This window comes from Martelella mediterranea DSM 17316, assembly GCF_002043005.1.
Taxonomy (GTDB): Bacteria; Pseudomonadota; Alphaproteobacteria; order Rhizobiales; family Rhizobiaceae; genus Martelella; species Martelella mediterranea.
This window is the reverse complement of the sequence record NZ_CP020330.1, coordinates 1248907-1271437: the sequence shown is the minus strand read 5'-3', so window position 1 is coordinate 1271437 and position 22531 is coordinate 1248907. Positions and strand designations below refer to the sequence as shown.

Here is a 22531-nt window from a genome sequence, read left to right as displayed (position 1 = left end):
GAGGGAGGGAGCGATCCGCTCCACCTCCCCCTCCCTGACGCCAAATCACTCGCTCAAAACCAGTTAAATGCACCAGATTCGCCAATACACATGATTCGACGAATCAAATTCACGTGTCATCACCTATAGTACAAAATATATATATGTAAATATCGGGACTGATGCAATTAAATCACACTGTCTATTCTTTAGTCACAACTAATAACTAAATTAGAATTATTATATTTTTATAATTTAGTAATTCACTAATATATCTTTGCTTGTTGAAAACGTCCGTTATATTCATTCTCGGTATTGCTGCAGAAATTCCTTCGCGCGATAAAGAACCGCGTCCCCCAAACCGAGGAGAGGAATGAACATCCATGGCCGACCACGCGCTTCCGCTTTTCTACGGATCCCCGCAGGTTCTTCGTTTTGAAGACCACAAGGATCTGACGCTCGAGAGGAAATCCGATTTCGCATTCGCGGCGACGGCGAATGCCATTCCGCTGACGCCGGGGGAATTCCTGCCGGCCGTCCGCCACTATCCGATCGTGTTCGTGCGGGGCGGCGATGCGCCCGCCCCGGTCGCCGTCACCGGGCTGAAACAGGGGCAGAACCTGTTCGTGACCCAAGCGGGAGAATGGCAGCAGGGAAGCTATATTCCCGCCTATGTGCGGCGCTATCCCTTCATCCTCATCCAGTCGGAGGACAAGACCCAGACCGTGCTCGGCTTCGACGGGGCATGCGCGCGAATCACCACTGCGGCAAAGACCAAGGATGGCGACATGCTGTTCGCCGAGGACGGTACGGCCAGCGAGACGACCCGGCCGATGATCGAGTTCTGCAACGCCTATCACCAGCAGTCGCTGATGGGGACCGAATTCGTCAAGGCGTTGCAGGAACATGATCTGCTGGTGGACAAGCAGGTGAACATGTCTTTCCCCGACAAGAGCCGCTACCGGCTTGACGGTCTGCTGGTGGTTGACCCCGAGCGCTTCCGCGCGCTGCCGGCTAAGGTCATCGGCGAGTGGCACGAGAAGGGCTTCACCGACGCGGTGGTGCTGCACATGGCATCCAGCCAGAACTGGGAAAACCTGCTGCAGCTCAACGACGCGGCATCCAGGCCGAAGGCCGCCTGAGCGGCGCGCTCAAGCAAACCGACGGCCCGTGCGAACCAGGGACACGGGCCGAGGGCGAAACATCGAAGAGGGATAGACGATATGATCCGATTGAATACGGTCCGGTTTGTGGCGCTTGCCGTTGGCCTACTGGCAGCAGGCACGGCAATGGCCCAGGAGGATGAGGCAGTTCCGGCCTCCGACACCACCGTCTCCTATGGCGACTGGTCCCAGCACTGCATGCTGGTCCAGGTGCAGAAACAGGGCGAGCAAACACCCGGCGCGCCACAGCGGATCTGCGAAGTGACCCAGACGCTGAACGTCCAGCAGGAAGGCGGCCAGGTGCAGCGCCTGCTTACCATCGCCGTCGGCAAATTGCCGGACAGCGATAACCAGCGGATCGTGGTGCAGACCCCGTCGAATGTCGCGTTGCGGGCCGGCGTCAAGATGACGCTGAGCGACGAGCCGCCGGCAGCGCCTTCCAAGGGCGGCGCCGTATCGGCGGACGAAGCCGCTGCGGAGGGCACCGACATCCTGCTCACCTATCTCACCTGCGCGCAGGTCTGCGTGGCAGAGAAGGAGCTTTCCGGCGCGCAGGTCGAGGCACTGAAGCAGACGGTATCGGCATCGGTGACCTTCGACATGACCAGCGGCCAGACGCTTTCCGTGCCGCTGTCGATGAAGGGCTTCAAGGCGGCGTTGTCGGCCGCTCCGCCGGTCAACTAGATCCTGTTGACAAAGTGGATTCCAATATCAGCAGAACCATGTTTCAAAACTGCTTTTTATAGCAATTCCAGGTGAAGTGGACACCGGTTCACTGTCCGAAATGGCGTAAAAACAAAGAGATAGAGTCTTCCCGCGTTTCAGTGAAATGCGGGAAGACTCTAGGAGGCAGTTTTGGCTCACGACGACCTAACAGATATGGAATGCGGCTCATCAAGAGGCTGTTGCCCACCGAACGCGGGAGGAAGTTGAACCGCGCCGAATTTACCGGAGACCGTTTGGTTTAGGTTATGGACGGCAACAGTCTGGCCCTGCAGGCGGCGCGGCAAATAGTTGCCGACCTCGCCGCATGGAAAGAGCGCAAGTGCGAATGGTCGGAACTGACGCGATCCCTGATCGTCCACGATCCTCCGGGATCCGGCAAGACTTGGCTTGCCCGCGCCATGGGGGCAAGCGCTGGTGTCCACTTCGTGCAAGCAAGCTTTGCCGAGTGGCAATGCGCAGGCATCTCGGTGACATACTGACGGCCATGCGCAGGTCGCTCGCAGAGGCGATTGATAAGAAACTGGCCATTTTGTTCATCGACGAGGTCGACGCCGCAGGCAACCGCTACGACACGGACGCCCATGGCTGCTGATACAGACATCAGGTCATTACCGGCTTCCTTGAGCAAATCGATCTGCCGATGCGCCAGGAGCGTAACCGCCTCCCGAGATATCGTCATGTTCCGCAAGGCGGCGATTGTTGATCGCATCAAGCTCTGTTTTGACGGCATGATCGAGCCATGTCCTGGCCTGCTCGGCCGTTAATCGTGAAGCTGCCATCAAGTCGAACGCTCTCTCGCTTGTCGCATGCAGAGCTGCACCGATCACGCGAGCCGTGGCGGGATCGTGTGCGTGCAGGCTTACCTGAATATAACCAGCTTTGGTTGCATTTCCAGAGCGAACGGGAACACGGCGGCGCCAAGCGCAAACGGCGCCTCGGCGGAAAACATGGGCGATCATCGGCATGGGCTTCAACCTCGTCTGAAGCAGCCTGAGGCCGTTGTGCTACAGTCATGTGTGACACTGCGGCGTGGACGCGCAGAGAAACAGATGAAACTGTGTTTTATTTCAATGGCTTGAAGATAGATTTGGCTGGGGAACCTGGATTCGAACCAGGACTAACGGAGTCAGAGTTCGTTTTTATTGCAACATTCATCAGCTAAGTTATTGATTTTAAACGATCTGAATGCAACAGAGTTCAAATTTGTTGCGTTTTTGTTGCGTTGAATTCACCGCTGAAGTGGCGTTTCGGCTCACCCTATTCAGGCTTGACCGCGAACAGCGCCTTTTCAGCTGCGGCCAATTCCGCGCCCTCATCCGGCGCGGGGAAGAGGTGCCCGTAGGTGTCGAACGTCACCTGAATGGAGCTATGGCCCATGCGGGTTTGAACGGCCTTCGGGGTAAGCTCCAGACCGCCATCGGCCTTGCGGTTGATGCACCATGACGCATACCAGTGTCGCAGCGCATGAAAGCCGGAATACTTGGCGGCGAGGATCGGATTGCCTTCCGCGTCGGCTTGGCCGGTTTCGACCGTCAAGCCGGCGGCAAGTTGGGTGGCCCATAGCCCGCGCTTCAGCATGTTCTGATGATCCTCGACGTTGCCGGTTCCGTTTGGGAATACCAGACCGGCCGCGCCTGGCGGGCATGCGAGCTTCCATTCCCGCAAGGTGTTGACGACCAGCGGCGGCAAGGGGATGGCGCGTTGCCCTGCCCCGCTCTTGGGCATGCCGATCTCGCCGTATCGATCGGCGCGCTGCCGCACTTCCAGAACCGACCGTTTCAGGTCGACAGCTTCCCATATCAGCCCGCGCGCCTCGCTGGCGCGGATCCCGGTGAAGATCATCGTGACCAGAAGCGGCCGGTAGCGGCCCGTCGCGGCTTCCAGAATGGCGCGGATTTCATCGTTGGTCGGAATATCCACGCCGACCCGAAGCAGGGCCTTGGCGCGCTTGTCCGATGCGGACGAGGATGACCGGGCGCGGGCAAGCTCATGGACGGCATTGCGGATGACGAGGCCGCGCGCCTGGGCATCCGCGAGGATCGAGCCGAGGGAGACCGTCACGCGGCGCACCATGGCCGGAGAGCGGCCGTTGCTGCGCAACTCGTCCTGCAAGGCGCGTATCCACGGCGCGTTGATCTTGGAAAGCTTCACATTGCCAGCAAAGGGAACGAGATGGAGGCGCAAGTGCTGGCGCCTCTGATCCATCGTCGTGCGCTCAAGGCCGGCGGCATCGCCCGATGCCAGCCATAGATTGCCGGCCTGCTCGATCGTGACAGTCGCGCTGTCGGCGACATGGATGCCCTGACGCACCTCGACCGATGCCGTTGCGGCGAACTGGTCGGCGAGCTTCTTCAGGCGGAAAGACTTGTGGCGGCGCTTGCCCTGGGCATCGACGTAATCGACGACCCAGGCTGTTTTCTCATCGCCGTTCTCGTTGGTCCATTTCCGCTTGCGGACGCTCATTTCTTCTCCAGAAGCTTTTTGATCTGAGTGATCATTTCTGCCCCGAACTGCTGAAAATGCTGGTCAAGCATTACGCCCGTAATGGCAAGATGTTCGCTGCGGGTGATCGGCTGGTCACCATCCACTGGCTGCCAGTCCAGTTCCCTTTTGATGTAATCATCCGACAGAGGGGCGAAGGCCTCCTGCTGCATTTCCTCAAAGAGCAGGCTTTCCTCCAGCCGATAGGCAATCTCAGAATTGACCGACCTTCCATTGGCCTTAGCAGCTTCCACGATCTTGTCCTTTAGTTCCTCCGTGAGGCGCAGTTTCAATTGAGGATCGTTTCGAGCCATTCCACCGTTTCCTTTTGACCACCGTGGTACCTTTATAGAAAATCGGTATTGACAGCAATGGACCACGGTGGTTAGGTGATCACCGTGGTTACCTTATTGTTAATCAGAAGGGAAGTAAGGGAATGGCAGAAAACGAAACGCTTGATCTTGTTTGGGGTGCTGCGGAGATCGCGAAGGTGATCGGCCTCTCGCGGCCGCAGACCTACAACTTGCTCAACAAGGGCGAGCTTCCGGCGAAGAAGATGGGCCCGCGCAAATGGGTGGCGCGCCGTAGCGAGCTGGAGAAGCACTTCTCCGGAACGGCGGCATGAGCCGGACAAAGAAAAGCCCCCGCGAAGTTGGCGCTTCCGAGGGCGTGGTTCAATCAAAGGAAGTCGAAATGAACGGCACAATCATTAGCACGAAAGAAGGCCGGCGCGCAATGACGCCCGGCAATGAAGTGATCGACAGCGTCGATCTAGCGGGCGAGGCGCGCGATTACGCGGTGATCCTGAGCCTGGCATGTTGCGCGGACAATGATCTGGATACCAACGCAGTGTGGCGGATGGCTGACCGGATCATCAAGTGCATGAACAAGGTCGAAGACCTGCTGGAGGCCGAAGTAGACCGGCGCAACGGGAGGGCTGCGGCATGACCGTCAATACAGAACATGGCGTAGGCTGCGTTTTCACGGTCACCCCAGCAGAGCGCAAGGCGTTCTGCGAGGCGGTTGAAACATTCTACGATGTTTCCGCGATGCTCAATCTCATCGGTCGGGGCGACGAGATGAGCGACGGCCTGCACGATACGGAAGCCGAGAAGCTCACATGCACCATAGCGAGGGTCGCCCGCCATGCGGAGCAGCTCACCTATGACGCGCTCGGAAAGATGGAAGTGTTCGAAGGGAGGTTCCGGCCATGAAACCCATGAGCAAGGAAGACTGGATCGACATTCAGGACGATCTTTGCGCCGTGCGCGACATGATCAAGCTCATCGACATGGGGACGCCCTCGATCGGCGGGCATGACGGGGCGGCGATCTCGCGAGCCTGCGGCATGGCGATGGACTTTATCGAAGTGGCGCTGGACCGGTTCGAGCCATACGAGCCGACGCCGAACGTGATCCGGAAGGAGATGAACTGATGGATGCGGAATGGATGAAGGAAGAGGCCGGTTCGGCCTCTTCGCTCGTTGCTGAATGCCTCAAGGCTGTCGAGGGCATGTTGAGCCCGGACGGCACCATCCTCGACCGGGGAAAGAAACTCAAGCAGCTCCAGCGCGGCCTCACCATGGTGGAGCGGCATCTCGCCAATATTCGGGACGAAATCGAGGGTGGCGATGCGGAAGGCTGAACGCCCGCTGGGCGTCAACGAGATAGCGGCCGAGCTGGGGTGTTCAGAACGCACCGTTCGGCGGCTTTACAAAAACGGAACGCTGCCGGCCTACAAGGCCGGCGGACGCACTTCTCCGATCCGCATGGACAGGAAGGCGCTGGCGCAACTGAAGAAGAAGCGCGGGGCGGTGTGATGGGCGGAAGCAATGATGAGGCCAGCCTGGATAGCCTGAAGCTCAAACTCGATCTTGTCAGGGAGGCCCGCAGCCTGTTCGGCGATGCTGGCGCCAAACGCGTTTGGTTGCAGATTGGCTTGCCAGAGGCAGAACGGCCGATGAGTCGGGCTTGCGTGACCCCACCATCCAATGAGGTGAGGCGCTATATCCGGGAGCGCCTCGTGGCGAACATGTCGAGTGAGCTACCTGCAGCCGTGGTTTATTCGGACTACTGCCAATGGTGCCGGCAGGCATGCATTCAGATTGTCACTCTAACGGCTTTCGGGAAGATGCTTTCAGGGGCCGGCATCGCCAAGCGCAAATCATGTGGACGTATCCGGCGCATCGGTGTAGCCTTCGCCGCATGAAGCCCCGCAACCCCTTCGCGGCCAGCATGAACCTTCCTGGACCTTCATTTCAGGAAGGTTCATGCTAGTTTGCAGGAACGTTTCAGGAATGTTTCTCAGCGGGAAAAGTCAACGAAATCAACGCCTCTGGAAAGTTCAGGAAGGTTTTGGGCTCGCGCCTATGTATGGGGGTTTCAGGGTGAAATCTTTTTTCTCATACGTATAGGCCCCGAAAACCTTCCTGAACTTTCTTAGTTATTGAAATCATTATTAAATACCCTCCATAAACATTCCTGAAACCTTCCAAACTATCATGATAGGGTTGTATTGCTGTTTATTCAGGTTGTGCTTGCACTTGACAACCGACCATCCGATAGCAGATTGGTGGCGAACCCGGACCCTTCGATTGGTGGCGTTGCTCAGAGCCCGGTAACAGTCCTAGCGTATAGCCCTCGGAAGTGAGGATTTGGAGCGCTAGGAGATGTACCGCAGCATATCGGAGCGGTAGAAAACGCAGCCGACACCGGAAAAGCAAAGTACAATCAAATTCTTACATTCCTTGGAGCGCTAGGAGCGCTAGTTCCGGGGTTTATATTATGCGCGCGTAAGAAGAGTATAGAAATGTTCGACGAACTCATCACGTAAACCTCAATTTTACGTCTCCTAGCGCTCCAGACTGATAAAACTATAAGTGTTTCATAAAGTTAACAGTGATCGTCTCCGCTAATTACATCTCCCAATCAAATTCGTAGCTCTCCTAGGTCTCCAGAAGGAGTAGACCCGGGGGTGGTCCTAGACTTTGCAGCCCTATCGGGGACCGGCGCGGGGAGGTTCGCGCGAGATTTTTTCTAATTGGCTGATAATTGCATTTTCTTGTTTAAAAACATGACCTTAAAGCCATATCAAGTGGCCGAAGTTGTCAAATTCTCAAATCAAAAAAACTCCGGCATGCTGCCTACATGCTTCAGTTTTTACGAAATTTCGGGCGCGGACGCGTCGACCAGAAGTCCCTCGGCAATCCGACCGACGCCGAATATGCGCTGTTCACAGGCGGCAGCGTTGCGGGCTCCAGCGTATCGCTGGCGACCGCGCTCACGGTTCCGGCCGTTCAATCTTCGATCCGCCTGATCTCCGAAGCTTGCGCCACGCTCGATATCATCGTTGAAAAGCGCGATGGAACGGCCTGGGTGGCCGAGACCGAACACGCGGTTGCCCGCCTTCTGGCCGACCAGCCCAATGACTGGACGTCAACCTTCGAGCTGATCCGCGACCTTGTCGCCACGGCGTTGACGCACGATCGCGGCGGGGTCGCCTGGGTGAACCGCGTCGGCAATGAGGTTCGGGAGATCGTCCGGTACGAGCCCGCTCATGTGACCGTCGACTTCAGCGCCGACGGGCGACAGGAACCCGGCTTCAAGATCAACAACCGCGCCGAGGATGCGCAGGATATCATCCACCTTCGCGGCCCGTTCGGGCGCTCCTGTCTGGCGCTCGCCGCCGACGCGATCGGCGCGGCAAAGGACATGGAAACCCACGCCGGAAAGCTGTTCAAGAACGGTGCGCGGCCTTCCGGTGTGATCGAAATGCTCAAAGGCATCGGCGACGACGGCCTGAAGAAAATGGGAGAGGCTTGGCGAAAGGCCCATGAAGGCCCCGACAATGCCGGCCGCACGGCAATCCTGTGGGATGGCGCGACCTTCCGCCCGATCACGCTGAACTCGACCGACGCCCAATTCCTCGAAAATCGCAAGTTCCAGATCATCGAAATCGCCCGCGCCTTCCGCGTTCCCCCGTCGATGATCTACGACCTCGACCGCGCCACCTGGTCAAACTCCGAACAGATGGGCAAGGAATTCCTGTCCTATTCGCTGGAACCCTGGCTGCGGGCGCTGGAAGGCGCGTTGCGCCGGGCGCTGTTCCTGGCCGAAGAGCGCGGCGATTTCCGCATCCGCTTCGACCGCGACGACTTGACCCGCGCCGATCTGAACGACCGCGCCACCGCAATCAACAGCCTTATCGCAAGCCGAGTTCTCAACCCCAATGAGGGCCGGGCATGGATCGACCTGCCGCCGCGCGATGGCGGCGAGGAATATGCGAACCCGAACACGGGCAGCAACCAGCCCGGCAATTCCCCGACACAGGAGCCGTCCAATGGACCTGAGTGACGTTTTTTCCAACGCGGCCGATCAGGACAAGGGCCGCATGCTTGAGATCCTCGACCCGTGGGCCGGGGAAAAGACCGGCATGCGGTTCTGGATGGCAGGCCCCGACAGCGACACCCAGCGGCGCGCCCGCATCGCCATGATGGATGAGCTCGCGGAAGCCGCCGACGATCGCGGCAGGGTTTCGGCGGAAGCCCGCGAAAAGGCCCGGCTGAACATGCTCGCCCGCTGCGTTCTCCGCTGGGAGATCGAGGAAGACGGCAAGTCGATCGCGATGACGCACAAGGCCATTGTCCGCGTCCTTTCCGCCGTCGCGTGGATTCAGGCGCAGGCCGACGACTTCGCCGGCGACCGCGCCAACTTCCGGCCGGAGGCGTGACCATGGAGAAGATCTTCTTCGAAACGAAACTGGCCGCGCTTGATGGTGGACTGATCGAAGGAACGGCTTGGCCGTTCGGTTCTCCTGATCGCGTCGGGGACGTGATCGAGAAAGGTGCCTTCGCCGGCGCATCCCTGCCCCTGCCCATGCTGTTCGGTCACGATCCGAATGATCCAGTCGGAACCTGGACGGAGGCCGAGGAGGACGAGGAAGGCCTGAAGGTGAAGGGCTCGCTTCTGATCGATGATGTCGCCCGCGCTCGCGAGGTTCACGCCCTGGTCAAGGCCGGCGCGGTCAAGGGTCTTTCGGTGGGTTTCCAGACCCGGAAGGCGAGCCCACGCAAGGGCGGCGGGCGGACAATCACCAAGCTCGATCTTTGGGAGGTGTCGCTTGTCACCTTCGGCATGCATCCCGGCGCACGGGTTACCAGCGCGAAATCCGTAATCAGGGCTCTGCAACTGGCAGAAGCCCTTAACCGCGCTGCGGCGCAACTGAGAGGGTGAGTAACCTATGCAGCATTTAGTCAAACCGGCGCTGGGGAACTCGGCGCTGATCCTGAAGGGCGAGGAAGGCAACGTTGACGATATCGTGATGAAGGCGATCGACAGCGTTAAGAAGGAAGTCGACGAATGCCTCAAGAAGGTCGAGGAAAAGGGCGTCGACCCGAAGGTCGAAGAGCGCTTGAAGGCGCTGGAGACGAAGGCCAACCGGCCGGGCGGCGACAAGAAAACCGAAGAGCCGACCGAAGAGCGCAAGGCGTTCACGATCTATCTCGGTCGGGGTGATGCGCTTCCGGCCGAAGAGCGCAAGGCGCTGACGGTTTCCAGCGACCCTGGCGGCGGCTATTTCGCCCCGGCGGAAATGTCGTCCGAGTTCATTCGCGATCTGGTCGAGTTCTCGCCGATCCGTTCGGTGGCGTCGGTGCGATCGACCGGCTCGCCTTCCGTCATCTATCCGAAGCGCACCGGCATCACAAATGCCAAGTGGGGCGGTGAAACCGAGGATCAGGAGGAGTCGACGGTCAGTTTCGGCCAGGCAGAAATTCCGGTTCATGAGCTGAATACCTATGTCGATATCTCCAAGCAGCTTCTCGAAGACAGCGCCGGGCAGGCCGAGACCGAAGTTCGCCTGGCACTGTCCGAAGACTTCGGCCAGAAGGAAGGTTCGGCCTTCGTCAACGGCACGGGCGCGAAGCAGCCGGAAGGGTTCATGACCAACCCGGATATCGCCTCTTTCGCCAACGGCCATGCGACGAACCTTTCTGCCGATGCAATGACCAAGCTCATGTATTCGCTGCCAGCATCGTATCGCGGTCGCGGCTCCTGGGCCATGAACGGCACCACGCTCGGCGTCATCCGGACGCTGAAGGATGGCAACGGCAACTATCTCTGGCAGCCTTCCTATCAGGCCGGTCAGCCGGAAACCATTCTCGGCCGTCCCGTGGTCGAAATGGTCGACATGCCCGACGTCGTGGCCAACGCCTTCCCGATCATCTACGGCGATTTCTCGGCTTACAGGATCCTTGATCGGGTGGGCCTCTCCGTTTTGGTCAACCCCTACCTTCTCGCGACGAAGGGTCTCACCCGCATTCACGCCACCCGGCGCGTTGGCGGGCGTGTTCTTCAGGCCGCGCGGTTCAAGAAACTCAAGATGGCGACCTCGTAAGGGTCGCCGTTTCCCGACTTCAACGGCGGCGGTTGCCGCCTCTCAGATAAGGAACACGATATGCGTGATCTTGTGAACAATATCGGAGCGGTCGCGGCGCTTGCGCCGGCCGTTCTGACCGCGACAGTGACGGGCGCAGCGCTGGACCTGATCGGCTTCGGCAGCGCGGCCGTTGTGATCAACACCGGGGCGATCGCTTCGGCTGGCGACTTCACCGCCAAGCTGCAAGAGTCGGACACGACGACGAGCGGCGATTTCACCGATGTCGAAGCCGATCACCTCGAGGGCGCGCTGCCTGCCAGCCTCGAGGCAAACGCGGTGGTGAAGGTCGGGTACAAGGGCTTCAAGCGCTATATCCGGCTCGTGGTCACGAAGAACGGCGGAACCTCGATCGCCGCCGGCGCGGTGCTGGTCAAGGGCCATGCCGCCGAACGTCCGGTAGCCTGACATGGCTCAGTTTGATCCCTTTGCCAGCTATGCCGTTTCATCCATGGCAGTCGGTCAGCGTCATTTCGAGATCGTCCCGAGCGACACGGAAGATATGGCGATCCGCCCCCGGGCTATCTTCTGCGCCGAAGATGGAACGGCGATCATCCGCGATGAGGGCGGCATTGATCTGCCCTATCCCATGACGGCCGGAATGACCCTGGCCTTTCGAGGGGTTCGGGTTCTGGCGACCGGCACGACCGGCACCTTCTACGGATTGTGGTGACCATGCCGACGAAAGGCCCGCGCGTTTGTGGATATTGCGGTCTCACCCATATGACGGGCGAGCAATGCAGGTTCGTGGCCGCGCGGGACAAGGCCCGAAAGGCCAGCTTCGACCGGAAGCGCCCGAATGCCCGCGAGCGGGGTTACACCCGCCAGTGGGAGAAGGAAAGCAAAGCCTTCCTTGAAGACTACCCCTTCTGCATCCGCTGCGGGAAGCCGGCCCAACTGGTTGACCACAAGACCCCACACAGGGGCGACCAGCGGCTGTTTTGGGATCGCACCAACTGGCAACCCCTTTGCCATCACTGTCACAACAGCGCCAAGCAATCGGAAGAGCGGCGCGCATCCAGAAAGGTGAAATTATGAGCCTTTATCCAACGGCCGGGGCCAAGCTCTATATCGGCGGTCCGAAAGAGCAGCAGAAGGCCGACTTTGCCGCCGCAGACTTCACGGGCGAAACCTGGGTTGAAATCGACGACCTGGAGAACCTTGGCTCGCTGGGCGACACTTCGGAGACGATCAACTTCGACGGCATCAACGCGGCGCGGCGGAAGACGCTGAAGGGCACCCGTTCGGCGGGAACCATGGAAGTCGTGTGCGGCATCAACAATGACGACCCCGGCCAGATCGCCGCGATCGCCGCCGAAAAGACGCCACACGATTACGCCTTCCGCCTGGTGCTGAACGATGCGCCGGCGACCGGAAGCGATCCGACGCCTTCGGAACGGATGTTCATCGCCAAGGTGATGAGCGCTTCGGAAGCATTCGATGAGGCCAACAGCGTGATGAAGCTGAATATCTCGCTGGGCGTGAATTCCAACGTCGTCAAGATCGCGGCCGCCACGGGAGATTGATCATGTCGCTGTTCGCCGTCGCCGGAACCACGATCCATATCGGCGCTGCCCGCGCCGGATGGATGGCGCGCAGGGTGTCGGCGAGCGACTTTTCCGGCGAGACCTGGCTGGAAGTTCCGGACGTTCAGTCGATCGGCCGCGCCGGCGGCGAATGGGCGCTGGAAGAAATCCTCCTGCCGGACCCGGCCGCACCCGATGCCGGGCCGATAACCGGCCATATGAAGACTGCGATCGGGCCGGCGCGGCTCCAGCTTTCAATGGGCGCATCGGACGGCGATGAAGCCTATGACCGGCTCTTGGCCGCCTATCACGGCGAGCCGGCATACGGGTTCCGGGTTGTGTTCCCTAACGGCAGCGAGCGCCTGTTCGTCGCGATCGCTGTTTCGTGGAATGACGTGCTCGACGCGGCAAATATCGCCCTGGCGACGGAAGTCGGCCTGATGTTCCAATCCAGTATGGTGCACCTCGATCCCGAGGGCCGCGAGTTCAACCCCGAGACAGGAATGCGGGCATGATCGTCACCCTCGATGAAATGAAGGCGCACCTCAACATTACCGGCGATCAGGATGACGCGCTGATCGGCAAGAAGATCGCGGCCGCGCAAAACCATATCGAGCGCCTGCTGGGCTTCAAGATCGAGGAAACCTATGGCGGCGCGGAACAGGAGGATGTTCCGGAGTCTCTTGCCGAGGCCGTCATGCAGCTCGCCGCCCATTGGTATGAGAACCGTGAGGCCGTGATTGTGGGCGTCACGGCCATCCCCATGCCGCTGGGGGTCCGGGAAATCATCCGGGAATATCGGGACTGGAGCTTCTGACATGGCGAATGACGGCGGCATCTCTCGACTGAAACGCAGGCTGAACGCGATCCCGAAGGACGTTCGCGAGGCGCTGGGCCCTGACATGCTGAAATCCGGCAACGAGCTTGCCGAGACGATGAAGCGGCTTGCGCCGGAAGATACGGGCGATCTGAAGGATAGTATCGCCGTTACAGGACCTGGACAGCAAACGCCACGCTACTCGCAGCCGGGCGGGGAAATTACCGTCCCTGAAAACGCCGTCGCCATCACGGTGGGCAATGAAGATGTGCGCTATCCGCACCTGGTCGAATATGGAACGAAAGCCGCTCACGCCCAGCCGTTCTTCTGGCCAGCCTACCGGCTCCTGAAAAAGCGCATCACCGGCCGCGCCAAGCGCGCCGCCTCGAAAGCTGTCAAGAAGCATTGGGGCAAGTGATGAGCGCGGACCTTGCCCTTCAGAAAGCCATTCGCGATCGCCTCGCGTCCAGTCCGGCAATGACCGCGCTCGTTCCGGCGGCGAACATTCTCGACCGCAATGCGCGACCCGCGCCAGACCCCTCCATTGTCATCGGCGAGGGGCAGAGCGTCGATGACGGGGCGATCGGTCGCGACCGCATGCGCATCTACATGGACCTTCATATCTGGAAGCGCGAAGAAGGGCTGGAAGGCGCAAAGCTGATTGCCTGGTCTATCCGGGTGATGCTGGCGAACTGGCGTCCGGCGCTCGCGACCGGGTTTCATTGCGTCGACTGCTTCTATTCCGGCGACCGCTTCCTTCGTGATCCGGGCGGCAATTTCAGCCATGGCATTGTGAACATTGAAGCGCTTGTCGAGGTGACGGCATGAGAGCCGGCAACCTCGACCAGATCGTCACGATCCAGCGCAGCGCCCAAACGCTGAATGAATACGGCGCACCCGTCTTCACCTGGACAGATATTGATACGCTTCGCGCTCAGAAAGTCGAGGCCAGCACGGATGAATTCCTGCGCGACTACGGCGCAACCGATGAAACGGCCGTGGTGTTCCGGGTTCGCTGGCGCGACGGGATCACGCCTGCCGATCGCATCATTCATGACGGCCTGATCTTCGACCTGAAGCAGGTGAAGGAAATCGGGCGGCGCAAGGGGCTGGAGCTGCGGTGCGTTTCGACCGGGCAGGAGGCAGCGCCGTGAGCACACGTGGCCGCAAGGCCGATCCGCGCGAAATACAGGACGCGCTGACAGAGGTTCCGGAGATGCCGGAAAGCCTGAATGCGACCATGCTGGAGGAGTGGAAGACGGTGGCCGGCGACCTGGTGGACCGCAAGCTTCTGACCGAAGCCATGCTTGGCAGCGTCGAGTCCTATGTGCGGGCGCGCTGGAATGAGCGCCTGGCGCAACGGGCCATCGATGAACATGGCGTTCTGATCAAGTCGGCCGATGAGAGCCTGAAGCAAAACCCCGCCTGCAGCCTTCTGGGGAAATCGCAGGCGATCATCATCCGGCTTTCCGCCGAGTTGGGATTGACACCGGCCAGCCGAGCGCGTGGCGGGATGGCACCAAAGGAACAGGACGATGACCTCCTCTCACTCTTCGACATGTGACGGCTATCCCGAATGGATTTATGACGGGTCGGATATTCCGGACCCTTTCGGCTATGGTGAGCGCGCCGTCAAATTCCTGCGAGCTTTGCGACATCCGAAATCCAGACTTCCCGGAGGGGCTTTCGATCTCAAACCCTGGCAGGAGCGGATCGTGCGGCGCATCTATGGCCCTTGCGATCAGGATGGCCGAAGAATTGTTCGCAATGTCGCAATGCTCCTTCCGCGCGGCAACCGCAAAACCTCGCTTGGCGCGGCGCTCGGTCTTCTCCATACCATCGGCCCGGAGCGCGTCCATGGTGGCGAGGCGATTTTCGCGGCGTCTGACCGCAAACAAGCCCGCATCGCCTATGATGAGGCAATCGGTATCGTCCGGGCGATCCCGACCGCCGAAAGCAAGCTTAAACTGACGGACTCCAAGAACCGCCTGACGGCCCCGAAGACCGGCGCTTTTCTCGAAGCGATCTCAGCGGACGCCGGAACCCAGCACGGCCGCACCCCCTTGTTTGCTCTGGTCGATGAACTGCATGCCTGGAAGAAGCGTGAGCTATGGGACGTGGTTCGCACGGGGCTTGTGAAAGTCCCCGGATCGCTTCTCATGGTGATCTCGACCGCCGGGCGCGGGCAGGAAAACGTTGCCTATGATTTCTTCGACTATGCACGCAAGGTCGCGCGTGGCGAGATAGACGATCCGGCGACGCTTCCGATCCTCTTTGAAACGCCGCGCGATGCCGACTGGCTGGATGAAGAGCTATGGTATCGCGCCAATCCCGGCCTTGCTGAAGGCTTCCCCGACATTGAGGGGCTTCGCCAGATGGCGCGCGAGGCCAAGGAACGCCCGGGCGACCGTGAGGCGTTCCGCCAGCTTCACCTGAATGTATGGCTCGACCATTCCGCCGATCCCTTCGTGGATATGCTGGTCTATGATCAGGGTGCCTTCCCCGTCGATATCGATGAGATGGAAGAATATCCGTGCTGGCTTGCCGTCGACCTTTCCTCAAACAACGACCTGACCGCCGTGGTCGCCGCATGGGAGCATGGCGACGGCTATATCGTTCATCCGTGGTTCTTCTGCCCGGAAGACAATCTTCGCGGCCGGGCCGAACGTGACGGCGTTCCTTATCCTGAGTGGGCCGAACAGGGCTACATCACGCCGACGCCTGGCAATGTCGTCGACTACCGGATTGTCGAAGATCAGATCAGGGAGCTTTGCGCCCGCTTCAATGTGCAGGAAATCGCCTTCGACCCGCACATGGCGCGCAACATGCTGAACAACCTTCAGGAGGACGGCTTCCCGGCCGTCGAGATGCGGCAGGGCTGGGTGACCATGGCCCCGGCCGTGAAAGAGCTGGAGCGCGCCATTCTCGGCCGGCGGCTGATCCATGGCGGGCATCCGGTGTTGCGCTGGAACTTCGAAAACATCGTGGTTCACGTCGACGCGGCTGGAAACACGGCCTTCCACAAGGGCAAGAGCAAGGATCGCATTGACGGCGCGGTGGCCTGTGCGATGGCCGTGGGCCGCGCGGCGGCGGGCGATACCGGCCGATCGATCTATGACAGCGACGATTTCACCGAAGATATGGGGTGGTTCTGATGCCGAAGACCGATGAAGAGCGGCTGCTGGTTCTAGTCGAGGCTCGTATCAACGACCTCGAAAAGAACATGGCAAAGGCCAGCAGGACGGCCGACAAGAACTATGATCGCATGCGGCGTTCTTCCCGTTCCGCCACGCGCGGGATGGAGCGCGATATGCAGCGCTCGACCAGCGCCATGAACCGGGCGCTTGCCACCACGACAACGAAGGTCGGCGCATTCGGCAAGGCCTTTGCCGTGGGCGGCATGGCGACGGCGGCGGCCGGGGCGGCGGCGGTGCTTGCGCCTATCCTCTCCGTTGGCGCGGCGCTGACGAAGGCGCGGTCGGCGCTGGAGGATTTCGACAAGATCGCCAAGAGCGCAAAGGCGACAGGCCTGGACGGCGAGTTCTTTCAGGAGCTGACCTATCAGGCCGATCTTGGCGGCGTCGGCATCGATCAGCTTTCCGTGGCACTACAGACCTTCAATCGCAATGCCGGTATGGCGATCGTCAATCAGGGTGAGCTTGTCTCAAAGCTGAAGCAGCTCGACCCGGTTCTTCTGAAAAATATCCAGAATGCCACGACGCAGGAGGAGCGCATTCGCCTGGTCGCCGACGCGATCCAGCAGGAAGCGGATGCCAGCCGGCGCGCCGCCCTCGCTGCGGCCGCCTTCGGCGACGCCGGCGTTCGCATGGTCGAGGTGTTTAAGGGCGGATCGGAGGCGATCGACCAGACAGCGCAGAAGGCGCGCGAGCTGGGCATTGTGGTGGACAATGAAGTTCTCGCCAGCGCGGAGGAGATGAACGACCAGCTCAACACCGCCACGCGGATCATGAACACACAGTTCTCCAAGGCGCTGGTCGATCTGGCGCCTATCCTGATCAGCACGGCCGAGCTTGCGGCCGACGTGGCGAGCGCGATCGCGGCGACGGTCGACGCAATGCGCAGCCTTGACGAGCGTTCCACGGCCGGCCTGGAGGCCCGGCAATCGGAGCTCGCCTATACCCGCATGAACCTGGAGAACAGGATCCTCGCTGTCGAGAACAATCCGAAGATGACGGACCAGTCGCGGCGACGGGTGCTGAACAACCTCAAGAAGCAGCTTGCCGAGGCGAACCGTGAAGATGCCGAGATCACGCAGCTCTTGAATGATCGCAATTCGGGCGGGACCACCACGCTGCCGCCGATCACGGTCGAGACTGATCGCGAGCCTTCAAAGGGCAGCAAACGATCAAAGCGCGACCCGGAGGCGTCACGCATCGAGGCGGAACGGCGAGCCCTGGAGCGCTATATCCAGTCCCTCGAGGACGAGGCGCGCATGCTTTCCATGACGGAAGAGCAGAAGAGGGCCTACATCGCCGCGCGCAATGCCGGAACGGAAGCTCTCCCGGAAGAGATCGCCTATGTTCAGCAACTGACGGAATCTATCCACGACCAGACGGAAGCGCAGCAGCAGGCCGCAGAGACGGCGGAATTCTTCAAGGGTATTGCCGTCGACAGTTTCGCGGCGCTGATACCGGTCATCGATACCGGCAATGATGCGCTCGACAGCCTCATCAACAAGCTTATCGAGGCGACCGCGCAAGCCGCGTTGTTGGGTGAAGGCCCGCTGGCGAGCCTGTTTGGCGGCGGGTCCGGCCTGCTTGGCGGGATATTCTCGGCAGGGACACGCGGCGGTGGGCAGTTGGCAATTGCAAAGGCAAATGTCGCTGCGGGCCTTGTCACCGGCCTTTATGCCGATGGAACCGACTTCGCGCCTGGCGGCCCCGCGATCGTTGGCGAGCGTGGCCCCGAGCTGGTGAACCTTCCCCGCGGTGCGCAGGTGATCCCGAACCACCAGATACGCGCCAGCGCGGGCGGCTCATCGACCACCACGGCGAATTTCAACATGACGCTGACGGTGAACGGCACGGGCGACAAAGCCATTCTTGAACAGGCCCGCATCGGAGCCGAACGGCAGATGAATGAAGCTCTGGACCAGTTCAGCCGCCGCGTTCTGCCCGGCCGCGTTCAGCAGATCAACCGCAACCCGAACAGGATTGGGTGACCTCATGGCCGATATGGAAAAGCTTCTTGTCGCGATCGTGAAACGCCAGTCGGCCGGCGAACGGCTTCAGGTGCCGGAGGGCGGGCAATTGTTGTGGCAGTGGTTCTGCGACCTTCACGGCGCGCGGACATGGAACGCCAATGGCCCGAACCCGATCAGCTATGGCGAGATCGCCATCTATCGGGACTTGGCCGGCTGGCCGATGGAAGAGCGCCATATCCAGATTTTGCGGGCGATGGATGAAGCTTGGGTCGCCGACTTCTACAAGCGCCAGAACAGGCCGGAGAACAGCGACAAGCCGCTTCCCGCCCCTTCCGGCCGGCAGATGACGCCGGCGCTGTTTGACGCGATGTTCGGGTGATGTGATGGGGAAAGGAAGAGACAGCAATTTTTATCTACATGGGCTTTTTGGCGGCTTTTCTGAATATCGATATGGCAGGAAGCGGCCACGAAAGAAAACGGTCAAACGGCTCTTGAATGCCGATCGACAGAAGTATGTTGTCTCGCGGCTGGCCGAAACGCTCAACGATTTTCGACTGACGAAGTTCGAGCACGAGGCGGCATGTCGGCATGGGTTACGCGCTGCTTTGTGTCTTCAGGGGCACAGCTGGAGCCAAGCGGACCATGAAGCGGCGCTTCTGGTCAATGAGGCATTGAAGTCAATTGGTGCCGTCAGGCCCTCATTCGATGAGGGGCAAATTTACTATACGGTGGGAAGGGACTATTGCGCGCGATGCTTTGCCCCTATGGAGGGTGCCATTGGTCGCTTTTGTTCGCCAGAGTGTGCTAGGGCGGTTCTGCTTGAAATAGGTCAGGCTCATGAAGTCCAGACAGCACGCATCGTGAGAGGTGCCGCGCACTTCATCTATAGACACTCGAAAGAAAAGCGAATTTGCGAAGAGTGTGGGCGGGGTTTCTATCCTAACGGTTGTAAACCGCAAAGGTTCTGTTCTAGAAAATGTGGCAGTTCTGTACTGAGGAAGGTTACCGAAGCGATTTGCGAGGGGTGCGGAAAAGAATTCCTGCAGCCCAAGCCGGGACAGAGGTGCTGTTCACAGCGATGCGCCGGTATAGTAGTCGCCAAACAGAGGGCTAAGAAAGTCGCGGGTTCGATCGGCGTTTGCGTGGAATGCGGAAGCGAATTCCAAGCCCGCAGTGAAAAATCAACTGCCTATTGCAGTGGCAACTGTCATTCTCGCGCATGCAAGCGCCGGACGCGCGCCAAAAAGAAAGCCCTTGCCAATCCGAATATCATCCGCTTGCCGCTCCCGGATCCTCGGCCGCTAACGCCGGAACTGGTGGACGGGCTGCTTGCCGCATGAACGAACATGGAACAAAGGCCGTGTTTCTTGCTGCATCCGTGTTGCGTCTAATTGCCCGGCATTGCCGAAAACCGTTGAAAATAAACGATAATCAGACGCAACAGAACGTAACAAGAACTTTGTGGCAGATTGTAGCTAAGTCATTGATTTTGTTTGGCTGGGGAACCTGGATTCGAACCAGGACTAACGGAGTCAGAGTCCGTGGGTCTACCGTTAACCTATTCCCCAACGCGGCGCCCGAAGGGTACCGTGGATGTGGTGGGCTTATAAACAGAAAGGCCGGGCTTTGCCAAGAGGGCGGGGCAAAATTTTCCGTGCTTCGGCGCGGTCGCTGTCGACAGCATCGGGCGAATGATGCCAATCCCGCCGCCCGTTACGGTTCTGACGGATCAGGATTGCCCGAAACCGGGCGTTGCCGCTTGATCCGCCGTGCCAGCAAAGGGCTTGCAGCAGGAAGGCGGCGGCGTCGCCCAAACGTGACCGGACGGAGCAGCAATGGGCGCGGCCGGCGGCCTCGCAGAAAAGTCATTGGCCTTCCGGCCTTACGCTGCTATGATCACGTCAACTGAAAATCATATGAGCGCCTTGCTGCGAACTGCCACTGCGGTTTGCGCGGCGTGATGGAATTGGCAAAGTGGAAGACCCCCAAAACAGCGTTGAGCTGTCCGATGGCGGGGCGCGCTTGAACAATGGCGGCAAGGGCAAACGCGCTCGCCGCCGATCCCGGAAAGGTCGCCGCAAGGCCGCCGCCGGAGTGCCCGCATCGCAGGATGCCGTCGTTGCAGACGGCAGCGAACAGGTGCGTTCGCCGGAGAGCGGCGAAGCGAAGCATGGCCGCAACGGCAAGGCCGCGCGTCATCCCTCTTCGGACCAGAAAACCGGCGAGACCCTCGCCAACAGCCCCGATCATGACGACGACAAGCCGGCGCGGCGCAAACGCAAGCGTCGGCGCGGCCGCCGGGCGCATACCAAGGGCCCGCTCGGCGCCGATGGCTGCAAGCATATAGCCGGCAACAAACCCGCTGCCAGCGCCGAACCGGTCGCACAGCCCTCTCCGCCGCCGCCCCGGCGCGAGGCGCGGCAGGGCGACCCCGCCGCGCCGCAACGCGCACCCGGCCATGGCCTTTATGCCGCGCTCGATCTCGGCACAAATAATTGCCGGCTGCTGATCGCCCAGCCCACGCGTCACCATCAGTTTCGGGTGGTCGACGGTTTCTCGCGCATCGTGCGGCTGGGCGAAGGCCTTGCCGCCACCGGCAGCCTTTCGCCCGCCGCCATGGACCGCGCCATCGAGGCGCTTGCCATGTGCGCGGCAAAGCTCAGGGGCCGGTCCGTCCGGCGCATGCGGCTGATCGCCACCGAGGCCTGCCGCTCGGCCGATAACGGAGAGATCTTCCTCAAACGGGTGCGCGAGGAAACCGGGTTGGAGCTCGAAATCGTCAACCGCGAAACCGAAGCGAGACTGGCGGTATCGAGCTGCGCGTCGCTGATCGGGCGGGAGACGCGGTCGGCCGTGCTGTTCGATATCGGCGGCGGCTCCTCCGAAATCGCTGTGATCAAGCTCGACGAGAACCGGTCCTACCGGCTCGCCAACCACATCTCGCACTGGACATCGCTTCCCGTCGGCGTGGTGACGCTGTCGGAGCGCTATGGCGGCCATGACGTGACGCCGGAAATCTTCGAGAACATGGTGGCGGAAGTCACCCGGATGCTCGGCGATTTCAACTGTCCGGGCATCGGCGGCGGAAAGGACGACGAGGGCTTTCACCTGATCGGCACCTCGGGCACCGTCACCACGCTGGCCGGCGTCCATCTGGATCTGCCGCGCTATGACCGCCGCAAGGTCGACGGCATCTGGCTCTCCGATGATGAGGTCACGGCCATGCAGTCCAAGCTCTTGTCATGGGATTTCGCCGGCCGCGCCGCAAACCCCTGCATCGGCCCGGATCGCGCCGACCTCGTGCTCGCCGGTTGCGCCATCCTGGAGGCGATCCGCCGGCGCTGGCCGTCCTCGCGCATGCGGGTCGCCGACCGCGGCCTGCGCGAGGGACTTTTGACCGATATGATGATGCATGACGGGGTCTGGCGCAAACAGCGCCGCCGCGGCGGCTTCAGCCGCCGCCAGGGCGCGGCCGCAAACAATGACTGAATGGGACTGAACGTGACCAAACCACCCGCCAAGCCGGCCAGAACAGGTCGCAAAATCGGCCAGAAGGTCAAGAAGACCAAGCTGAAGGCCTCATCGCGCCGCTGGCTCGAACGTCATATCAACGACCCCTATGTACAGCGCGCGAAGACCGAGGGCTTTCGCGCCCGCGCGGCCTACAAGCTGCTGGAGATCGACGAGAAGCACCAGATTCTGAAAGGCGCGCGCCGGATCATCGATCTGGGGGCAGCACCCGGAAGCTGGTCGCAGATCGCGGCCAAGGTCACGGGTTCCACCGATACCGACATTCGCGTCGCGGCCATCGACTTCCTGGAAATGGACGGCGTTCCGGGGGTGAAGTTCTTCCAGATGGATTTCCTCGATGAGACCGCCCCTGCCCTTCTGCGCGAGGCGCTGGACGGACCGCCCGATGTGGTCATCTCCGACATGGCCGCGCCCACCACCGGCCACCGCCGCACCGACCACCTGCGCACCATGTATCTGTGCGAAGTCGCGGCCCATTTTGCGGTGGAAACGCTGGCTGAGGGTGGACATTTTCTCGCCAAGACCTTCCAGGGCGGGGCAGAGCACGATCTCCTGACCATGCTCAAGCAGAACTTTCGTCAGGTGATCCACGTCAAGCCTGCGGCCTCGCGTTCGGAATCCGTTGAGATGTTCGTGCTGGCCAAATCTTTCAAGGGTCGGAAGACCTGAATACGCAGGACTTTTTTGGTAAACAAGGGAACCATCCTCTTAG

At 60.5% G+C, this 22531-nt stretch carries 32 protein-coding genes and 1 tRNA gene; 29 read left to right on the top strand and 4 right to left on the bottom strand.

Annotated features, from left to right (window positions below):
* The first annotated feature begins 362 nt into the window (after positions 1 to 362).
* The 3 genes from Mame_RS05895 (at position 363) to Mame_RS05885 (ending at position 2347) form a co-directional block, all read left to right on the top strand.
* A complete protein-coding gene (locus tag Mame_RS05895) occupies positions 363 to 1121 on the top strand; it encodes a SapC family protein (protein ID WP_018066047.1) in 759 nt (252 codons plus the stop codon).
* Positions 1122 to 1202: 81 nt separating this feature from the next.
* Positions 1203 to 1826 carry an invasion associated locus B family protein gene (locus Mame_RS05890; protein WP_018066048.1) on the top strand — a complete coding sequence of 208 codons (624 nt, stop codon included), beginning with the start codon at positions 1203 to 1205 and terminating at the stop codon, positions 1824 to 1826.
* Positions 1827 to 2113: 287 nt separating this feature from the next.
* A complete protein-coding gene (locus Mame_RS05885) occupies positions 2114 to 2347 on the top strand; it encodes a P-loop NTPase family protein (RefSeq protein WP_026173688.1) in 234 nt (77 codons plus the stop codon).
* A gap of 129 nt (positions 2348 to 2476) precedes the next feature.
* On the opposite strand, the gene Mame_RS26540 is transcribed toward Mame_RS05885, so the two are convergent.
* From Mame_RS26540 to Mame_RS05875, 3 genes are all read right to left on the bottom strand, one after another.
* Positions 2477 to 2833 carry a DUF6538 domain-containing protein gene (locus tag Mame_RS26540; RefSeq protein WP_155122033.1) on the bottom strand — a complete coding sequence of 119 codons (357 nt, stop codon included), beginning with the start codon at positions 2831 to 2833 and terminating at the stop codon, positions 2477 to 2479.
* A 292-nt stretch (positions 2834 to 3125) separates the two neighbouring features.
* Positions 3126 to 4331 (bottom strand): tyrosine-type recombinase/integrase, encoded by a 1206-nt coding sequence (locus Mame_RS05880; protein ID WP_018066051.1) that lies wholly within the window; start codon positions 4329 to 4331, stop codon positions 3126 to 3128.
* Entirely contained in the window at positions 4328 to 4663 is a 336-nt protein-coding gene (locus Mame_RS05875; protein WP_018066052.1) for an Arc family DNA-binding protein, read from the bottom strand. Before Mame_RS05875 ends, Mame_RS05880 begins: the two co-directional genes overlap by 4 nt.
* Positions 4664 to 4785: 122 nt before the next feature.
* On the opposite strand from Mame_RS05875, the gene Mame_RS05870 reads away from it, so the two are divergent.
* The 24 genes from Mame_RS05870 to Mame_RS05755 all read left to right on the top strand — a co-directional run bounded on the left by Mame_RS05870 (position 4786) and on the right by Mame_RS05755 (position 18667).
* Positions 4786 to 4974 carry a helix-turn-helix transcriptional regulator gene (locus tag Mame_RS05870; RefSeq protein WP_018066053.1) on the top strand — a complete coding sequence of 63 codons (189 nt, stop codon included), beginning with the start codon at positions 4786 to 4788 and terminating at the stop codon, positions 4972 to 4974.
* Positions 4975 to 5042: 68 nt separating this feature from the next.
* Positions 5043 to 5297 (top strand): hypothetical protein, encoded by a 255-nt coding sequence (locus tag Mame_RS05865; RefSeq protein ID WP_155122032.1) that lies wholly within the window; start codon positions 5043 to 5045, stop codon positions 5295 to 5297.
* A complete protein-coding gene (locus tag Mame_RS05860; RefSeq protein WP_018066055.1) occupies positions 5294 to 5563 on the top strand; it encodes a hypothetical protein in 270 nt (89 codons plus the stop codon). Before Mame_RS05865 ends, Mame_RS05860 begins: the two co-directional genes overlap by 4 nt.
* Entirely contained in the window at positions 5560 to 5784 is a 225-nt protein-coding gene (locus tag Mame_RS05855; protein ID WP_018066056.1) for a hypothetical protein, read from the top strand. Before Mame_RS05860 ends, Mame_RS05855 begins: the two co-directional genes overlap by 4 nt.
* On the top strand, positions 5784 to 5993 hold the full coding sequence (locus Mame_RS05850; protein ID WP_018066057.1) for a hypothetical protein: 210 nt from the start codon (positions 5784 to 5786) through the stop codon (positions 5991 to 5993). The genes Mame_RS05855 and Mame_RS05850 overlap by 1 nt, the downstream gene beginning before the upstream one ends.
* A complete protein-coding gene (locus tag Mame_RS05845; RefSeq protein ID WP_018066058.1) occupies positions 5980 to 6168 on the top strand; it encodes a helix-turn-helix domain-containing protein in 189 nt (62 codons plus the stop codon). Before Mame_RS05850 ends, Mame_RS05845 begins: the two co-directional genes overlap by 14 nt.
* Positions 6168 to 6557 (top strand): hypothetical protein, encoded by a 390-nt coding sequence (locus Mame_RS05840; protein WP_018066059.1) that lies wholly within the window; start codon positions 6168 to 6170, stop codon positions 6555 to 6557. Before Mame_RS05845 ends, Mame_RS05840 begins: the two co-directional genes overlap by 1 nt.
* Before the next feature lie 938 nt (positions 6558 to 7495).
* The gene (locus Mame_RS05835; RefSeq protein ID WP_018066060.1) at positions 7496 to 8701 is read left to right on the top strand and encodes a phage portal protein; all 1206 of its coding nucleotides are present in this window, start codon (positions 7496 to 7498) and stop codon (positions 8699 to 8701) included.
* Positions 8688 to 9077, top strand: a complete 390-nt coding sequence (locus Mame_RS05830) for a hypothetical protein (RefSeq protein ID WP_026173689.1) — start codon at positions 8688 to 8690, stop codon at positions 9075 to 9077. The genes Mame_RS05835 and Mame_RS05830 overlap by 14 nt, the downstream gene beginning before the upstream one ends.
* Positions 9078 to 9079: 2 nt before the next feature.
* Positions 9080 to 9580 (top strand): HK97 family phage prohead protease, encoded by a 501-nt coding sequence (locus Mame_RS05825; protein ID WP_018066062.1) that lies wholly within the window; start codon positions 9080 to 9082, stop codon positions 9578 to 9580.
* Positions 9581 to 9587: 7 nt separating this feature from the next.
* Positions 9588 to 10742 (top strand): phage major capsid protein, encoded by a 1155-nt coding sequence (locus tag Mame_RS05820; protein ID WP_018066063.1) that lies wholly within the window; start codon positions 9588 to 9590, stop codon positions 10740 to 10742.
* 60 nt (positions 10743 to 10802) lie between these two features.
* Positions 10803 to 11189, top strand: coding sequence for a hypothetical protein (locus Mame_RS05815; RefSeq protein ID WP_018066064.1), 387 nt, complete (start codon positions 10803 to 10805; stop codon positions 11187 to 11189).
* A 1-nt stretch (position 11190) separates the two neighbouring features.
* Complete coding sequence (locus tag Mame_RS05810) at positions 11191 to 11454, top strand: spike base protein, RCAP_Rcc01079 family (RefSeq protein ID WP_018066065.1); 264 nt, start codon at positions 11191 to 11193, stop codon at positions 11452 to 11454.
* A 2-nt stretch (positions 11455 to 11456) separates the two neighbouring features.
* Positions 11457 to 11819, top strand: a complete 363-nt coding sequence (locus tag Mame_RS05805) for an HNH endonuclease signature motif containing protein (RefSeq protein WP_026173700.1) — start codon at positions 11457 to 11459, stop codon at positions 11817 to 11819.
* A complete protein-coding gene (locus Mame_RS05800) occupies positions 11816 to 12307 on the top strand; it encodes a hypothetical protein (protein WP_018066067.1) in 492 nt (163 codons plus the stop codon). The genes Mame_RS05805 and Mame_RS05800 overlap by 4 nt, the downstream gene beginning before the upstream one ends.
* A 2-nt stretch (positions 12308 to 12309) precedes the next feature.
* Positions 12310 to 12822, top strand: coding sequence for a hypothetical protein (locus tag Mame_RS05795; protein ID WP_018066068.1), 513 nt, complete (start codon positions 12310 to 12312; stop codon positions 12820 to 12822).
* Positions 12819 to 13124, top strand: coding sequence for a head-tail connector protein (locus Mame_RS05790; RefSeq protein ID WP_018066069.1), 306 nt, complete (start codon positions 12819 to 12821; stop codon positions 13122 to 13124). Before Mame_RS05795 ends, Mame_RS05790 begins: the two co-directional genes overlap by 4 nt.
* A 1-nt stretch (position 13125) precedes the next feature.
* Complete coding sequence (locus Mame_RS05785; protein WP_018066070.1) at positions 13126 to 13542, top strand: HK97-gp10 family putative phage morphogenesis protein; 417 nt, start codon at positions 13126 to 13128, stop codon at positions 13540 to 13542.
* Positions 13542 to 13952, top strand: a complete 411-nt coding sequence (locus Mame_RS05780; RefSeq protein ID WP_018066071.1) for a DUF3168 domain-containing protein — start codon at positions 13542 to 13544, stop codon at positions 13950 to 13952. Before Mame_RS05785 ends, Mame_RS05780 begins: the two co-directional genes overlap by 1 nt.
* Entirely contained in the window at positions 13949 to 14278 is a 330-nt protein-coding gene (locus Mame_RS05775; RefSeq protein WP_018066072.1) for a phage head closure protein, read from the top strand. The genes Mame_RS05780 and Mame_RS05775 overlap by 4 nt, the downstream gene beginning before the upstream one ends.
* Entirely contained in the window at positions 14275 to 14688 is a 414-nt protein-coding gene (locus Mame_RS05770) for a phage terminase small subunit P27 family (RefSeq protein ID WP_018066073.1), read from the top strand. Before Mame_RS05775 ends, Mame_RS05770 begins: the two co-directional genes overlap by 4 nt.
* Positions 14660 to 16279: a terminase large subunit gene (locus Mame_RS05765; RefSeq protein WP_026173691.1), complete on the top strand. Its 1620-nt coding sequence runs from the start codon at positions 14660 to 14662 to the stop codon at positions 16277 to 16279. Before Mame_RS05770 ends, Mame_RS05765 begins: the two co-directional genes overlap by 29 nt.
* Positions 16279 to 18306 carry a hypothetical protein gene (locus tag Mame_RS05760; RefSeq protein WP_155122031.1) on the top strand — a complete coding sequence of 676 codons (2028 nt, stop codon included), beginning with the start codon at positions 16279 to 16281 and terminating at the stop codon, positions 18304 to 18306. Before Mame_RS05765 ends, Mame_RS05760 begins: the two co-directional genes overlap by 1 nt.
* A gap of 4 nt (positions 18307 to 18310) precedes the next feature.
* Positions 18311 to 18667 (top strand): phage tail assembly chaperone, encoded by a 357-nt coding sequence (locus Mame_RS05755; RefSeq protein WP_018066076.1) that lies wholly within the window; start codon positions 18311 to 18313, stop codon positions 18665 to 18667.
* 1115 nt (positions 18668 to 19782) lie between these two features.
* On the opposite strand, the gene Mame_RS05750 is transcribed toward Mame_RS05755, so the two are convergent.
* Positions 19783 to 19856 (bottom strand) — tRNA-Gln (locus tag Mame_RS05750).
* A 406-nt stretch (positions 19857 to 20262) separates the two neighbouring features.
* Here Mame_RS05750 and Mame_RS05745 point away from each other — a divergent pair.
* Together Mame_RS05745 and Mame_RS05740 are read left to right on the top strand one after the other, a co-directional pair.
* Positions 20263 to 21777: a Ppx/GppA phosphatase family protein gene (locus Mame_RS05745; protein WP_018066078.1), complete on the top strand. Its 1515-nt coding sequence runs from the start codon at positions 20263 to 20265 to the stop codon at positions 21775 to 21777.
* Positions 21778 to 22488, top strand: a complete 711-nt coding sequence (locus tag Mame_RS05740; protein WP_018066079.1) for an RlmE family RNA methyltransferase — start codon at positions 21778 to 21780, stop codon at positions 22486 to 22488.
* Positions 22489 to 22531 lie beyond the last annotated feature (43 nt).

Bases quoted from the DNA above. Each gene is read 5' to 3' on its own strand.
- Mame_RS05895 (WP_018066047.1), top strand. From the start codon at position 363: ATGGCCGACCACGCGCTTCCGCTTTTCTACGGATCCCCGCAGGTTCTT.
- Mame_RS05890 (WP_018066048.1), top strand. From the start codon at position 1,203: ATGATCCGATTGAATACGGTCCGGTTTGTGGCGCTTGCCGTTGGCCTA.
- Mame_RS05885 (WP_026173688.1), top strand. From the start codon at position 2,114: ATGGACGGCAACAGTCTGGCCCTGCAGGCGGCGCGGCAAATAGTTGCC.
- Mame_RS26540 (WP_155122033.1), bottom strand. From the start codon at position 2,833: ATGCCGATGATCGCCCATGTTTTCCGCCGAGGCGCCGTTTGCGCTTGG.
- Mame_RS05880 (WP_018066051.1), bottom strand. From the start codon at position 4,331: ATGAGCGTCCGCAAGCGGAAATGGACCAACGAGAACGGCGATGAGAAA.
- Mame_RS05875 (WP_018066052.1), bottom strand. From the start codon at position 4,663: ATGGCTCGAAACGATCCTCAATTGAAACTGCGCCTCACGGAGGAACTA.
- Mame_RS05870 (WP_018066053.1), top strand. From the start codon at position 4,786: ATGGCAGAAAACGAAACGCTTGATCTTGTTTGGGGTGCTGCGGAGATC.
- Mame_RS05865 (WP_155122032.1), top strand. From the start codon at position 5,043: ATGAACGGCACAATCATTAGCACGAAAGAAGGCCGGCGCGCAATGACG.
- Mame_RS05860 (WP_018066055.1), top strand. From the start codon at position 5,294: ATGACCGTCAATACAGAACATGGCGTAGGCTGCGTTTTCACGGTCACC.
- Mame_RS05855 (WP_018066056.1), top strand. From the start codon at position 5,560: ATGAAACCCATGAGCAAGGAAGACTGGATCGACATTCAGGACGATCTT.
- Mame_RS05850 (WP_018066057.1), top strand. From the start codon at position 5,784: ATGGATGCGGAATGGATGAAGGAAGAGGCCGGTTCGGCCTCTTCGCTC.
- Mame_RS05845 (WP_018066058.1), top strand. From the start codon at position 5,980: ATGCGGAAGGCTGAACGCCCGCTGGGCGTCAACGAGATAGCGGCCGAG.
- Mame_RS05840 (WP_018066059.1), top strand. From the start codon at position 6,168: ATGGGCGGAAGCAATGATGAGGCCAGCCTGGATAGCCTGAAGCTCAAA.
- Mame_RS05835 (WP_018066060.1), top strand. From the start codon at position 7,496: ATGCTTCAGTTTTTACGAAATTTCGGGCGCGGACGCGTCGACCAGAAG.
- Mame_RS05830 (WP_026173689.1), top strand. From the start codon at position 8,688: ATGGACCTGAGTGACGTTTTTTCCAACGCGGCCGATCAGGACAAGGGC.
- Mame_RS05825 (WP_018066062.1), top strand. From the start codon at position 9,080: ATGGAGAAGATCTTCTTCGAAACGAAACTGGCCGCGCTTGATGGTGGA.
- Mame_RS05820 (WP_018066063.1), top strand. From the start codon at position 9,588: ATGCAGCATTTAGTCAAACCGGCGCTGGGGAACTCGGCGCTGATCCTG.
- Mame_RS05815 (WP_018066064.1), top strand. From the start codon at position 10,803: ATGCGTGATCTTGTGAACAATATCGGAGCGGTCGCGGCGCTTGCGCCG.
- Mame_RS05810 (WP_018066065.1), top strand. From the start codon at position 11,191: ATGGCTCAGTTTGATCCCTTTGCCAGCTATGCCGTTTCATCCATGGCA.
- Mame_RS05805 (WP_026173700.1), top strand. From the start codon at position 11,457: ATGCCGACGAAAGGCCCGCGCGTTTGTGGATATTGCGGTCTCACCCAT.
- Mame_RS05800 (WP_018066067.1), top strand. From the start codon at position 11,816: ATGAGCCTTTATCCAACGGCCGGGGCCAAGCTCTATATCGGCGGTCCG.
- Mame_RS05795 (WP_018066068.1), top strand. From the start codon at position 12,310: ATGTCGCTGTTCGCCGTCGCCGGAACCACGATCCATATCGGCGCTGCC.
- Mame_RS05790 (WP_018066069.1), top strand. From the start codon at position 12,819: ATGATCGTCACCCTCGATGAAATGAAGGCGCACCTCAACATTACCGGC.
- Mame_RS05785 (WP_018066070.1), top strand. From the start codon at position 13,126: ATGGCGAATGACGGCGGCATCTCTCGACTGAAACGCAGGCTGAACGCG.
- Mame_RS05780 (WP_018066071.1), top strand. From the start codon at position 13,542: ATGAGCGCGGACCTTGCCCTTCAGAAAGCCATTCGCGATCGCCTCGCG.
- Mame_RS05775 (WP_018066072.1), top strand. From the start codon at position 13,949: ATGAGAGCCGGCAACCTCGACCAGATCGTCACGATCCAGCGCAGCGCC.
- Mame_RS05765 (WP_026173691.1), top strand. From the start codon at position 14,660: ATGACCTCCTCTCACTCTTCGACATGTGACGGCTATCCCGAATGGATT.
- Mame_RS05760 (WP_155122031.1), top strand. From the start codon at position 16,279: ATGCCGAAGACCGATGAAGAGCGGCTGCTGGTTCTAGTCGAGGCTCGT.
- Mame_RS05755 (WP_018066076.1), top strand. From the start codon at position 18,311: ATGGCCGATATGGAAAAGCTTCTTGTCGCGATCGTGAAACGCCAGTCG.
- Mame_RS05740 (WP_018066079.1), top strand. From the start codon at position 21,778: ATGGGACTGAACGTGACCAAACCACCCGCCAAGCCGGCCAGAACAGGT.